Annotated in this window: 13 protein-coding genes; 11 read left to right on the forward strand and 2 right to left on the reverse strand. The window is 43.2% G+C overall.

The genetic code is table 11. The annotated features are described in order from the left end of the window. Nucleotides 1-242 precede the first annotated feature (242 nt). Complete coding sequence (hemN, locus tag FTU79_RS05970) at nt 243-1,616, forward strand: oxygen-independent coproporphyrinogen III oxidase (RefSeq protein ID WP_180049243.1); 1,374 nt, start codon at nt 243-245, stop codon at nt 1,614-1,616. Between the two features lie 94 nt (nt 1,617-1,710). Here the strand turns inward: hemN and ribA are convergent, their stop codons facing one another. Further along, nucleotides 1,711-2,313 carry a GTP cyclohydrolase II gene (gene ribA, locus FTU79_RS05975; protein WP_180026067.1) on the reverse strand — a complete coding sequence of 201 codons (603 nt, stop codon included), beginning with the start codon at nt 2,311-2,313 and terminating at the stop codon, nt 1,711-1,713. A 311-nt stretch (nt 2,314-2,624) separates the two neighbouring features. Here ribA and dxs point away from each other — a divergent pair, with 311 nt between their 5' ends. The 8 genes from dxs to FTU79_RS06015 all read left to right on the forward strand — a co-directional run bounded on the left by dxs (nt 2,625) and on the right by FTU79_RS06015 (nt 11,382). Next, entirely contained in the window at nt 2,625-4,535 is a 1,911-nt protein-coding gene (gene dxs, locus FTU79_RS05980) for a 1-deoxy-D-xylulose-5-phosphate synthase (protein WP_180049245.1), read from the forward strand. Between the two features lie 112 nt (nt 4,536-4,647). Then, nucleotides 4,648-5,478, forward strand: a complete 831-nt coding sequence (locus FTU79_RS05985; RefSeq protein WP_078189303.1) for an inositol monophosphatase family protein — start codon at nt 4,648-4,650, stop codon at nt 5,476-5,478. A 457-nt stretch (nt 5,479-5,935) separates the two neighbouring features. Next, complete coding sequence (locus tag FTU79_RS05990; RefSeq protein WP_180003429.1) at nt 5,936-7,747, forward strand: DEAD/DEAH box helicase; 1,812 nt, start codon at nt 5,936-5,938, stop codon at nt 7,745-7,747. A 407-nt stretch (nt 7,748-8,154) separates the two neighbouring features. Then, a complete protein-coding gene (locus tag FTU79_RS05995) occupies nt 8,155-8,973 on the forward strand; it encodes an ABC transporter ATP-binding protein (protein WP_218945413.1) in 819 nt (272 codons plus the stop codon). Next, nucleotides 8,970-9,749 (forward strand): lipid asymmetry maintenance ABC transporter permease subunit MlaE, encoded by a 780-nt coding sequence (mlaE, locus tag FTU79_RS06000; protein ID WP_078189301.1) that lies wholly within the window; start codon nt 8,970-8,972, stop codon nt 9,747-9,749. Before FTU79_RS05995 ends, mlaE begins: the two co-directional genes overlap by 4 nt. Further along, a complete protein-coding gene (locus FTU79_RS06005) occupies nt 9,749-10,429 on the forward strand; it encodes an outer membrane lipid asymmetry maintenance protein MlaD (protein WP_180003431.1) in 681 nt (226 codons plus the stop codon). Before mlaE ends, FTU79_RS06005 begins: the two co-directional genes overlap by 1 nt. 17 nt (nt 10,430-10,446) lie before the next feature. After that, complete coding sequence (locus tag FTU79_RS06010) at nt 10,447-11,082, forward strand: ABC transporter substrate-binding protein (protein WP_180003433.1); 636 nt, start codon at nt 10,447-10,449, stop codon at nt 11,080-11,082. Nucleotides 11,083-11,094: 12 nt separating this feature from the next. Next, nucleotides 11,095-11,382, forward strand: coding sequence for an STAS domain-containing protein (locus tag FTU79_RS06015; protein WP_180003434.1), 288 nt, complete (start codon nt 11,095-11,097; stop codon nt 11,380-11,382). A gap of 78 nt (nt 11,383-11,460) precedes the next feature. Here FTU79_RS06015 and FTU79_RS06020 read toward each other — a convergent pair whose 3' ends face one another. Further along, nucleotides 11,461-12,474 carry a CorA family divalent cation transporter gene (locus FTU79_RS06020; protein ID WP_078189297.1) on the reverse strand — a complete coding sequence of 338 codons (1,014 nt, stop codon included), beginning with the start codon at nt 12,472-12,474 and terminating at the stop codon, nt 11,461-11,463. Between the two features lie 155 nt (nt 12,475-12,629). Here FTU79_RS06020 and FTU79_RS06025 point away from each other — a divergent pair, with 155 nt between their 5' ends. Together FTU79_RS06025 and FTU79_RS06030 are read left to right on the forward strand one after the other, a co-directional pair. Next, nucleotides 12,630-13,235, forward strand: coding sequence for a TIGR00730 family Rossman fold protein (locus FTU79_RS06025; RefSeq protein WP_180049247.1), 606 nt, complete (start codon nt 12,630-12,632; stop codon nt 13,233-13,235). Next, complete coding sequence (locus FTU79_RS06030; protein ID WP_180021593.1) at nt 13,235-13,642, forward strand: NUDIX domain-containing protein; 408 nt, start codon at nt 13,235-13,237, stop codon at nt 13,640-13,642. Before FTU79_RS06025 ends, FTU79_RS06030 begins: the two co-directional genes overlap by 1 nt. Nucleotides 13,643-13,667: the final 25 nt, after the last annotated feature.

Genomic DNA, 13,667 nt, shown 5'->3' on the forward strand with positions numbered 1-13,667 from the left:
CATCAAAGCATAAATTACGTGAAAACTTAAGGCATTTTTCCCGATACTCAGCATCGGATCTTTGCTTTAAATCTAGATATCTAGTGATTAAACCAAAAGATCATGCAAAGTTAGCAGCAATTGCTCCGGCTGAAATTGAGCCTATTCCGACAAATTTGCTAGGTTGAATTCACATCTGAAGCTCAGCACAATAATCATCAGGTAGATTTAAATTGAATCTCATTGATTGAAATGGTGCATCGATGTCTCAGCAGGCGAGTTCTTTAATTCAAAAATACAATGTACCAGGTCCACGCTATACCAGTTATCCAACCGTGCCGTATTGGGAGGAAGCTGAATTTTCATTGCAACAGTGGAAACAGGGATTGAAGCGTTCATTTGATGAGACTAATCACAGCGAAGGCATCAGTCTGTACATCCATCTACCCTTTTGTGAAAGCTTATGTACGTTTTGTGGTTGCCATAAAAAAGTTACGAAAAAACATGAGATGGAGCTGCCTTATATTCAGGCGGTGCTGAAAGAATGGGACTTATATTGTCAGCTCTTGGTCGATCGACCGAAGATTAAAGAAATTCATTTGGGCGGGGGAACGCCTACTTTCTTTTCTCCTGAGCATCTCACCCAGTTGATTCAAGGCATTCTAGCGCAGGCGGATATTGCCGATGCACATGAATTTAGCTTTGAAGGGCATCCGAACAATACCACACGTGAGCATTTACAAGCCTTGTACGATGTTGGGTTTCGACGTGTGAGCTATGGGGTACAGGATTATAATGAGAAGGTGCAAAAAGCCATCCACCGTATTCAACCCTTTGCACATGTTGAGCAGGTGACACAGTGGGCACGTGATATTGGCTATACCTCTATTTCACATGATTTGGTTTTTGGTCTGCCATTTCAGGATTTAAACGATGTGTTGCATACCATTGAACAGACCACTCGTTTGATGCCAGATCGTCTAGCCTTTTATAGCTATGCGCATGTGCCGTGGATTAAGGGCAATGGGCAACGTGGTTTTAAAGATGCCGATGTGCCGAAAGATGATTTAAAGCGTCAATGCTATGAAGAAGGTAAAAAACAGCTACTGGCGCAGGGCTATCATGAAATTGGGATGGATCATTTTGCATTAACCCAAGATCCGATGTATCAAGCTTTTCAGCAGGGCAGTTTGCACCGTAATTTTATGGGCTATACCGCATCGAAAACCCAAGTGATGATTGGTCTCGGCTTATCTTCGATCAGTGATAGTTGGTACAGCTTTGCACAAAATGAAAAGAAAATTGAAGACTATTATGCACGTTTAGAAGCGAATGAAATTCCAGTCTATCGGGGGCATGTGCTGACAGATGAGGACTTAATCATTCGTAAACATATTCTCAATTTGATGTGTACCTTCCAAACTTCTTGGGCAGGTCCAGAAATGCAATTTCCTGAGCTTGATGAAGTATTAGCGCAATTGGCTGAAATGCAAGAAGATGGCTTGCTCGAGATTTTTGATCAGCACATTCAGGTGAGTGATGCAGGCAAGCCTTTTGTCCGTAATATCTGCATGGCTTTTGATTTACGATTAAAACGTCGTGTTCCTGAAAATCGTATTTTTTCGATGACGATTTGAATTTTCCCTAACCCCTCTTTAATAAAGAGGGGGAAGCCTCCCTTTTGTAAAGGGAGGTTTGGAGGGATTAATTTATGGAGAATTTAAAGGATTTTTAAAAATCATCCTTTTGATACATATGCGACATACGATCATGTTTGGTTTTTAAATATTGTTCGTTAAAGGGATTTAAACCCACAGTCAGCGGAACACGATCAACGACATTCACCCCTTGCTCTTGGAGCGCTTCAATTTTTAAAGGGTTGTTGGTAATGAGACGCACCGCAGTAATGTTGAGATGATTCAATATGATAGGACACATATCATAACGACGTGCATCGGCAGGAAGATCCAATAATAAATTGGCATCCACTGTGTCATGGCCTTGGTCTTGTAGGGCATAGGCACGGATTTTATTGGTTAAACCAATACCGCGACCTTCTTGGCGTAAATATAAAATCACCCCTTGACCCGCTTCATTAATTAATTTTTGGGTGGCTTGAAGTTGTGGGCCGCAGTCACATTTGAGTGAAGCAAAGGCATCACCAGTCAGGCATTCGGAGTGGATACGTACTAAAACAGGTTCAGTGGGAGCTTGTTCTAGTCCTTTAGAGAGTGCGACATGTTCTTCACCGGTTTCAGGATCCTGAAAAACCGTAATATTGAATTCACCAAAAGCGGTCGGTAATCTTGACGTTGCGACAAATTCTATAGGCACTGCTTAACCCGTTTATTCGATTATAAATTGGCTAAAGTATAGCGTAATGCTTGGACATTGGTAGAATTGCAACGACGAATTTATGCAGAACATTTTCTTTTTTGTATAAAGCGAACGATAATAGTTGATAAATAGGAAGATTATTCAGGATAATCTGACTCATTCAAAATCTCCCCAACGAGATCATTGCTAAAAATTACATCGCTACAAGTTTGGCTGATTGTAAGGTGATACAATTCGACGATATGATCGAGTTACCCATTTAGACCGAGCTTAGGAATTTGCCAGGCTTTAGAAGGCTTTGCCACATTATGCTGTATAAAGAAATACCATCTCAACGCCCTGTAACACCGTTGCTGGATACGATTAACCATCCTCAACAACTTCGTTTACTCGAGCGCAGCCAATTAGAGCAAGTGGCGGATGAGTTACGTCAATTTATTTTGTATGCGGCCGGACAAAGTGGTGGGCATTTTGGTGCCAATCTTGGGGTGATCGAATTAACCGTGGCATTACATTATTGTTTTGAAACGCCACGTGATCGTTTGATTTGGGATGTGGGTCATCAAGCTTATCCGCATAAAGCCTTAACCGGTCGTCGTGAACAATTAGTGACGATTCGTGCCAAAGATGGTTTGGCTGCGTTTCCTGCCCGTGAAGAATCTGAATTTGACACCTTTGGTGTAGGCCATTCATCAACAGCGATTTCTGCTGGTCTTGGGATGTCATTGGCACGTCGCTTCAAGCAAGATCCCTGTCATGTGGTTGCAATCGTGGGTGATGGCGCGATGACAGCGGGCATGGCTTTTGAAGCCATGAACGATGCGGTGGCACACAATGCTGACCTCATGGTGGTATTGAACGACAATGATATGTCGATCTCATGCAGTACCGGTGGTTTTGCCAAACATTTGGCTGCGATTTGGGAAAGTGGTCAATCGGTTAATATTTCTGAAAATGGCGAAGCCTATATTCAACCGCATCCTGAATGGGCGTATAACTCACGCCTACATTGTGCTGCGACCGATGCTGCAGATAACTTATTTAAAGCCATTGGCTTTAACTACTTTGGTCCTTTTGATGGGCACGATGTTGAACAATTAACACATGTGTTTGAAGCCTTAAAAAAACGCACAGGCCCACGTTTAGTGCATGTCTATACCAAAAAAGGTAAAGGCTTTGCACCTGCCGAAGCAGATCAAATCAAATACCATGCCATCAGTAAAGTGAATGCACCCGTTGCAGTGGCAACTGCACCGAAATATTCAGATGTTTTTGGTCAGTGGTTATGTGATGAAGCTGCACAGGATGATCGTTTATTGGCGATTACTCCAGCGATGTGTGAAGGCTCAGGCATGGTGCAATTTGCCAAGCAGTTCCCTGAGCGCTTCTTTGATGTTGCCATTGCAGAACAACATGCGGTGACTTTGGCTGCGGGTATGGCCTGTGAAGGGGTAAAACCGGTTGTTGCAATCTATTCAACCTTCTTACAACGTGGTTATGACCAGCTGATTCATGACGTCGCTTTGCAAAATCTTGATGTGACATTTGGTATCGACCGTGCAGGTTTGGTTGGTGAAGATGGCCCAACGCATGCCGGTGCATATGATTATGCCTTTATGCGTACCGTGCCAAACATGGTGATCATGGCGCCGAAAGACGAAAATGAATGTCGTCAAATGTTGCATACGGCTTATTTGTATAAAGGCCCAGCGGCGGTACGTTACCCACGTGGTAATGGACTGGGTGTTGAGATTCAGCAAGAGATGATTGAGCTTGAAATTGGCCGTGGTGAAATTGTTGCAAACTTCAATGATCAGCAAGATGACACCATTTCTATACTGGCTTTTGGTAGTCGTGTTCAAGCGGCACTAGAGGCAGGGCAGGCTTTAGCGACAAAGCTAGATGTGGCTGTACGTGTGATTAATATGCGCTTCGTGAAGCCATTAGATACACAGTTGATCGATCAAATCGCAGCAAGTACGCAACTATTTGTGACAGTTGAAGAGCATGCAGTCATGGCGGGTGCGGGCAGTGCAGTAAATGAATATTTAGCCCAAGCAGGCGTGGTTAAGCCTGTGCTGAATTTAGGTTTGGCTGACGAGTTCATGCATCAAGCAACACATGCTCAAATGTTGCATCAGGCTGGACTGGATGCTGAAGGCATTGGCGCTTCAGTGACACAGAGCTGGCTAAAACATAAGCAAACAGTGGTTTGTTGAATTTCTAATTTTTAGAAACATTTTTTCCCTAAAAGCCCTTATATTTGATAAGATATAAGGGCTTTTATGCATTATTCTTTATCAGTATCTTCAAATTTGTAGTGGGTGTTCAATGGAACCTATGGTGGTTATGGCTGCGCGTGCGGCTCAATTAGTTGGTCAAGAGCTTTTAAAAGCGCATCAAAATCGTCATAAACTCGATCTACAAGTCGAAGAAAAAGGAATTGATGGTCCAGTAACGCGTGTAGACCGTTATTTGGAACAATTGACTATCGATACCCTACGTAAAAGCTATAAAAATCACAGTTTCCTAGGCGAAGAGTTTGGTCTTCAAGAAGGCAAAGGTCACGACGCTGATTGGTGTTGGATCATCGACCCACTTGATGGCACATTAAACTTCGTTAATGGTGTTCCACATTTCTGTATCTCTATCGCAGTTCAACATAAAGGTGTAACTCAACACGGTGTTATTTATGACCCTGTGAAAGATGAGTTGTTCTCTGCAAGCCGTGGTCGCGGTGCGATGATGAACCAACGCCGTATTCGTGTAAATGTAAAAGACAGCTTAGAAAACACTTTCCTTTCAGTGGGTCATGCGTATCGTAAAATTCGTAATGGCGAAGTGGTTTCTTATGCGAAAAACCATTTCAACTCATTGTTAAATGTGACTGAAGCCGGTGCTCAATACCGTCGTTCAGGTTCTGCTGCTCTTGATCTAGCATATGTTGCTGCCGGTCGTTTCGATGGTTATTTCGAACTTGGTTTGAAACCTTGGGACATCGCTGCAGGCGAACTTATTGTGAAAGAAGCGGGTGGTACTGTGGTTGATGCTCGTGGTGGTAACGACTCAATGGACAATGGTCAAGTACTTGCATGTTCTATGAAAATGCTTAAACCGCTTATGCAAGCTGTAGTTCCAGCTTGGGGCGAAGCTGCTAAATAATAGAACGCTTAGTTCGAGTTTATTGACAGAATAATGAAATAAAGCCCTCTTTATGAGGGCTTTATTTTTGTCTAATCGGTCAAAAATAATGGCTTAAACACCTATAACTTAAAGCTTCTTACAAAAAATATTCTGAAGTTGACTAAAACAGGTGACATTTAAAAACTTTCTGCTATAATCCCCGCACGCACTAAATTTCGTTCATTACCTGAACATTCTCTTCTATCATTGTGTATGCGCGTTCCGGTCCAAAGAGAGGACGATATTTCGCGCCCCACCCAATCGCTAAGCGATTCCTTCAGGTTGCGGCTGTAATCATGTGTGCGTTATACGCATCGTCGTTCTCGGATCGCCGCTGATTCTATATTTTCAGCGTCTTTTGCTGTGCCGCTTTTTGCCGATGTCCATCTGAATTTATATTTTTAATGGAGCACCCATTTTTGGGGTGAAATACTCTATGAGCAAAACTTTTGCTGATTTTCCTTTACATGAGTCGTTACAACTAGCATTACAAGGTCTAGGTTTTACTACTCCGACTCCAGTGCAAGAACAATCAATTCCAGCTGCATTAGAAGGTAAAGACCTTCTTGTATCAAGCCAAACTGGTTCTGGTAAAACTGCTGCATTCTTACTCCCAACTGTGAATGCTTTGGCTGGTCAAGACACATTGATGTCTTTCAAAGAGCGCATGAAAGCGGTAACTGCACCGTCTATTCTTGTACTTTGCCCTACACGTGAATTGGCTCAACAGGTTAGCCAAGACGCAATTGCTTTAGTACGTCACATGAAAGGTGTTCGTATTGCTGCAATTATGGGTGGTATGCCTTTCGGTAAACAAATCCAACAGCTTAAAGGTGCACAAGTTGTCGTAGCGACTCCAGGTCGTTTACTTGACTTGGTTAACCGTCGTCAAATTAAACTAGACAACGTTGATGCGTTAATCGTTGACGAAGCTGACCGTATGCTTGACTTAGGTTTCTCTGAAGACCTAGAAGCGATCAGCGACTTGGCTGCTAACCGTAAACAAACATTAATGTTCTCTGCAACATTTGCGCCGCGTATCATTACACTTGCAGAACGCATGATGAATGATCCACAGCGTATTGCGATTGAAACTGGTCATTCTACAAATACTGACATTGCTCAGACTCTTCACTGGACTGACGGTTTCGAACATAAGAAAAAACTTTTGACTCACTGGTTATCTGATGAGTCTGTAGATCAAGCAGTTGTATTCGCATCTACTCAAGAAGATACAGATATGCTGGCTGAAGAACTTGCAGAAGCAGGTCACTCAGTTGTCGCTCTTCACGGTGCAATGCCACAAACTGTACGTAACCGTCGTTTACGTAGCATTCGTGAAGGTCGTGCAAAAATCTTAGTTGCGACTGACGTTGCTGCACGTGGTCTAGACGTACCAACAATTTCTCACGTAATTAACTTCGGTCTTCCAATGAAGAACGAAGACTATGTACACCGTATCGGTCGTACAGGTCGTGCGGGCCGTACTGGTAACGCGATTACTTTAGCGACTTACCGTGAACGCGGTAAAATCCGTGCTTTAGAAGACTTCTTAGATGCACGTTTAAATGTGTCTGAAATTGAAGGTCTTGAGCCATCTCCACCTCCTGCACGCGGTAGCCGTGATGGCGGTCGTGGTCGTCGTGATGGCGGTCGCGGTGGTCGTGGTGGTTTCGGTGGCGGTCGTCGTTTTGAAGGTGAATCAAACTTCAAACGTCGTGAAGGCAACCGTGATGGCGAACGTCGTTCATTCGGTGGCGAAGATCGTCCACGTCGCGAATATAACAACGATCGTCCACGTCGTGAAGGTGGTTTTGAAGATCGTCCACGTCGCGAATTTAACAATGATCGTCCACGTCGTGAAGGCGGTTTCGAAGATCGTCCACGTCGCGAATTTAACAACGATCGTCCACGTCGTGAAGGCGGTTTTGAAGATCGTCCACGTCGCGAATTTAACAGCGATCGTCCACGTCGTGAAGGTGGTTTTGACCGTCGTTCTAACGATGACAACCGTGGTAACCGTGTAGATTACAAACCAGCTCGTGAAGGTTATGGCGATCGTCCAAAACGTTCATTTGGTGAAGATCGTCCACGTCGTGAATTCAACGGTGACCGTCCTCAACGTTCATTTGGTGAAGATCGTCCAAAACGTTTCGGCGATGACCGTCCAAAACGTTTCGGTGATGATAAACCACGCGGCGAACGCACTTTCGGTGAAGACCGTCCACGTCGTAAATTCAATGACTAATTGAATTTCGAGAGAAATATCGAAAAAACCGGTGGAAACACCGGTTTTTTTTATGGATTTAAATTAGCTTTTTAATCAGAAAAATGTATACTTGATCAAACTTTATGTGTTTAATGATAATTAATATGAACGGAAACGCGTTGGCAAATATGCGTACAGTGATGATCGAGGTACTTATGCCTTATATCGGTTTGACACTCTTATTGTGTAATATCGTTTACTATATATACAATTATTTTAACTAAATTCTTCTATTGGGTTGAAAGCAGCCTCTATAAAATCGCATTAATAATAAAAAACAATTTACCTGATGGAATGCAGGGATATGCGCTCATGCAATGGTAACATTTTAAACTTCAATCCTTTATAGTATGCATGCTGAAAAAAATGCAGGAAAATCCTCAGCTATGAATAATCAAACGTCTTCTCAGACTCAGGCACTGATCGAAGTGAAAAACCTGAGTTTTAAGCGAGGAGAGCGCGTCATTTATGACAATGTCAGTTTAAAAATTCGTCGTGGTCAGATCACTGCAATTATGGGTCCATCTGGTACAGGTAAAACGACTTTACTCCGTTTAATTGGTGGTCAATTGACTCCCGATAATGGAGAAGTGTTGCTTGATGGGCAGGACATTGCACAGATGTCACGTCAGGAACTCTTCGCTGCGCGTGCGCGTATGGGGATGCTGTTTCAGAGCGGCGCATTATTTACCGATATGTCGGTATATGAAAACGTAGCCTTTCCAATTCGTGCGCATACCAAGTTGCCAAAGCATTTGATCGCTGAAATTGTTGCGTTGAAATTAGAGTCTGTTGGTTTACGTGGTGCAGAAAAAATGATGCCCTCTGAACTTTCAGGTGGTATGAATCGTCGTGTGGCTTTGGCCCGTGCAATTGCACTCGATCCTGAGCTGATCATGTATGACGAACCCTTTGCAGGGCAAGACCCGATTGTGATGGGGGTTTTAACTCGCTTGATTCGTTCGCTACGTGAAGCTTTAGATCTAACCACGATTATTGTTTCGCATGATGTGGCTGAAACATTATCAATTGCAGATTACATCTATGTTGTGGCTGAAGGGAAAGTGCAGGGCGAGGGAACACCTGAGCAGTTAAAAGCACATGCTTCGCCTTTTGTGAAGCAGTTCTTGACGGGTTCGGTAGAAGGTCCGGTCGATTATCAATTCAGTCATCAGCCCTATTTAAATCATGAGGTTCGTTCATGAATGCTATTGCCGCATTAGGTAGACGCGTCATTGAACGTGTTCGAGGAATCGGCGTAGCAACCATTATGTTGCTGCAGATTCTTTTTTCCATGCCGACTTTACTTGGCGTGAAATTGTTTATTTATCAGATGTACCGTGTTGGTGTGCTTTCATTACTAATTATTGTGGTATCTGGCTTATTTATTGGCTCGGTACTGGGTTTGCAGATGTATAGCATTCTGTCGACCTTTGGTAGTGAAGCGATGCTCGGCACCGCAGTTGCGCTGACTTTATTGCGTGAACTTGCACCTGTGGTTGCGGCTTTACTCTTTGCTGGTCGTGCAGGTTCTGCTTTGACGGCTGAAATTGGTTTGATGAAAGCCACTGAGCAGTTGTCGAGTATGGAAATGATCGGGGTCGATCCATTAAAACGTGTGATCTCGCCACGACTTTGGGCCGGTATTTTTAGCTTGCCAATGTTGTCGGTGATTTTCGCTGCGGTCGGCATCATGGGCGGTAAATTGGTGGGTGTTGATTTTCTAGGTGCAGATGAAGGCTCTTATTGGAGTGGCATTGAGAACAGTGTGCAATTCTTTAAAGACGTCTTTAATGGCACCATCATCAAAAGTTTTGTTTTTGCATTAATTTGTACTTGGATTGCGGTCTATCAGGGCTATGCCTGTGTCCCAACTTCAGAAGGTATTGCAACGTCGACCACACGTACTGTCGTGTATTCTTCGTTGTGTGTTTTAGGATCAGATTTCGTGTTGACTGCGGTCATGTTCGGAGGTATTTAATGAAATCACGTACGAGTGAACTGGCCGTCGGTTTTTTTGTCATTCTTTTTGCTATCGCTATTTTCTTCTTGGCGATGCGTGTGAGTGGTTTGGTCGGCAATAACATCGAAGACAGTTATGAATTGACCGCGACATTTGAAAATGTAAACGGGATTAAACCCCGTGCCAAAGTCACCTTAAGCGGTGTCAAAGTCGGTCAAGTGGAGTCGTTGAAACTCGATCCTGTGACGCGCTTAGTGACAGCACATCTGATTATGGATGGCTCATTAACCTCTTATAACGCAGAACAATTAAAAGAAGTGCAAAAGAATGCACTCGAAGAACTGCGTTACACATCAGATTATGAAGCAGCAACACCTGCGAAACAAAAAGAAATGGAACAGCAACTGATTGCTAACATGAAATCCATCACCAATATCGATGAAGATGCTTACATTATGGTGGCAACCAATGGTTTATTGGGTGAGAAATATTTGAAAATTGTACCGGGTGGTGGTGTCAACTTCTTAAAACGTGGTGACCAAATTGGTAATACCCAAGGTACGATGGAAATCGAAGATTTGGTGTCTAAATTTGTGACCGGTGGTGCAGGGAACAAATCTGACAGCACAGCAGATACTGAACAAAAAACAGAAGCTGCTGACACAACAACGGCAGACGAACCTGCATTTGTTGAATAATTTTTAGGAGAAATTAAGTGAACACATTGTTAAAACATACGCTTACAGCAAGTATCTTATCAACTATGATGGCAGGTACAGCTTTTGCTGCTCCAAGCGAAGCACCACCTGCATTTGTAAAAAAAGTGGCTGATGGCCTCATTACACGTTTAAAAGCAGACCACGCAAAACTACAAAATAACCCTGCGGCTGTGAAAGCGATTGTTCGTCAAAACTTAGACCCGTACATCGATTCACAAGCGTTCACACGTATCGTGATGGGTACGTATGCAACGAATCAATACAGCTCAGCGGCTCAACGTGCACAGTTTGAACGTAACTTCCGTGCAACACTGATCGAAAACTATGGTTCAGCTTTTGCCAAGTTTAGTAACCAAACGTATAGCATGCGTCCATATAAGGCGTCGAACAGTAAGAACCCTGTTGTAACGATTGATTTCCATAACAACGGTGAAAAAATTCCAGTCTCTTTCCAGTTGGCAGATAAAGGTTCACAATGGAAAATCCGTAATATCAACGTTTCGGGTATCGACCTAGGCTTACAATTCCGTAATCAGTTTGCGGCAACTGTAAAACGTAATGGCGGTAACATTGATAAAGCAATTGCGAACTTCAAACCTGATGCTGATGCAGCATTAGACAAGAAAAAATAAGATAGGTGATGTGTGATTAAACTTCATCAACAAGAATTGATAGTTTCAGGCAAAATCGATTACAACAATGCCGAATTGTATTATCAAGACGGCTTGAAATTGATTCAACAACAGCAAGCTTTTCCCTTAGTGGTCAATCTTGCTGAGCTTGAACATGGCAGCACTTTGGCTTTAGCTGTTTTGGTCCGTTGGTTACGCCAAACGCCAAAAGCGCAAGGTTTGCAGTTTAAAGCAGTCCCTGAAAAAATGATGAAGATTATTCAAGCCTGTCATCTTGAGCATGACTTGCAATTGATCTAAATAAAAAAAGCACCATAAGGTGCTTTTTTTATTTTAGCGGGACAAGAAACTCTCGCAAGTCCGCGCAATAGGAAAGCACTAAATCCATTTCTTCCAGCGGAAGTACATCAATGGGCCAATAAAGAATGCTACGATGATTAAGCTGACCACGATAAAACTGGTTGTACCATGTGCGAAGGGCAGTACATCGGTGTTCATCCCATAGACACTGGCCACTAACATCGGTGGCGCAAGCATACTTGGTAAAATCGAGAATCGACGAATCGTATCATTCTGTTCGGTGTTAATGAACCCAGAGGTGGTATCCAGTAAGAATCGAACCTTTTGGAACAAGAAAGCATCATGCTCAACAAGAGAGCGCACGTCTTCACTGAGTTCTCGGATGTCGGCATCATAAATATGACTGCCCAAGGCGCGAGGACGTGACAGGAAGGTGAGAACACGACGTAAGTCGATCAGACACAGCTGAGCTTTCCCGAGCATATCTTCTAAATGCGCAAGTCGGGTAATCATGTCATCTAAGTCTAAAATCATCTCACGATGACGGTTATTCAGCACTTCTGTGGAATACTTTTCTAAGTCCTTGTGGATATCTTCCAAGATATCCGCAAGCTCATCGAGTTTGGCTTCTAAAAGACCCAATAAAATCCAAGTTGGATCTTTATAGTCAATTTCATAGTCATTACGACGCGCACGGGCACGAAAGGCACGGAAAGCCACCAGCTTTTCACCCCGTAAAGTGAATAAGCGCTCTTTATGCAAAATAAAGGCAACTGTCTGCACGGTAGCTAAGGTGCTGGCATTTTCTTCGGGTTCGCCATCGACCTGAAAATTTTTATTTTTCGTTAAAAAATAGGTGCTGATGTGCAAAATACCGTCGTCATCACGGTAGAATCGTGCACTCGACGAAATATCTTCTAATGATTTTAATGTAGGTAAATTTTGATCATAGGCATCCATAATCCATTGCTGCTCTTCCTGAGACGGGGCAATGAGATCGAGCCAGACTAAATCCTGATGTAAATCGAAGTCACCATTGATGGTGACATCTTCCAGGCTACCGCGCTCTGTGGCGTAAAAGGCTTCAAGCATGTTGTCTTTTCCCCTTGCGCAGTAAGTTAAAAATGAATGGGTGTATTTTAGACAAGGATTTGCTGAAAAACACTGTTCTAATGCTTATTTTATGAAAAAATCTGTTTAAAGTTGATTTTTCCAGCATAGCGTTCCTGATCTGATGGTGATTATAAATGAAATCTATCGCAATTTTCTGTGGTTCCGCCCTTGGTAACAATCCTGCCTATTTACAGGTGGCTGAAAAAGTCGGTCGTCATTTAGCGGCACGAGGCATCACACTGGTCTATGGTGGTGGTCGTTCAGGTTTGATGGGTGTTGTGGCAGATAGTGCTTTGCGTGCAGGTGGGCAAGTCATTGGGGTGATTCCAAAAGTCTTGGTCGATAAAGAATTGGCACATCCAGATTTAACCGAATTGCATGTGGTAGAAAATATGCAACAACGGAAAACCAAAATGTCTGAACTCTCGGATGGTTTTGTGGCGATTCCAGGTGGAGCAGGGACTTTAGAGGAAATTTTTGAGCAGTGGACGTGGGCTCAATTGGGCATTCATTTAAAGCCATGTGCCTTTCTCAATGTAGATGGTTTTTATGACGATTTATTGAATTTTCTAAAAACAACTGCAGAAAAAGGCTTTACCCATCCGCGTTTTATCGAAGGCTTAATTGCAGAAGATAATATTGAAACGATTGTTGAAAAGTTTCAACATTTCACTGCGCCAGAGCCGAAATGGGGCATGGTTGAACGTACAGTCTTTATCACCGATTTGGAACAAGATTGATGAAAACTATCACTGTTGCCGCAGCCATTATTCTAAATGAACAGCATGAACTTTTAGTGGTTCGTAAAAAACACACGGCATTCTTTATGCAAGTGGGTGGCAAGTTAGAACCCAATGAAGCCCCTGAAATCACCATGCTACGTGAAATTCAGGAAGAAATTGGCTGCGCTGCGCAGATTGAACAATTCATTGGTCGTTTTGAAACGGCCGCTGCGAACGAAGCCGATCATCTACTGGTGAGTTATGTCTATCTGGTCCAGTTGCAAGGTGAACCGAAAATTGATGCAGAAATTGCAGCGATGCAATGGGTCAGCTTAGATGATACACAAACAAAACTCGCACCTTTAACACGTGAGGTGGTGATTCCTTGGGTGAAGCAGCAGGCGCGATCTCTTGCTGAAAGCTAAACTGCTTCGCTTGTTCATTTTCTTT

Source organism: Acinetobacter sp. YH12144 (assembly GCF_013418345.1).
Taxonomy (GTDB): Bacteria; Pseudomonadota; Gammaproteobacteria; order Pseudomonadales; family Moraxellaceae; genus Acinetobacter; species Acinetobacter amyesii.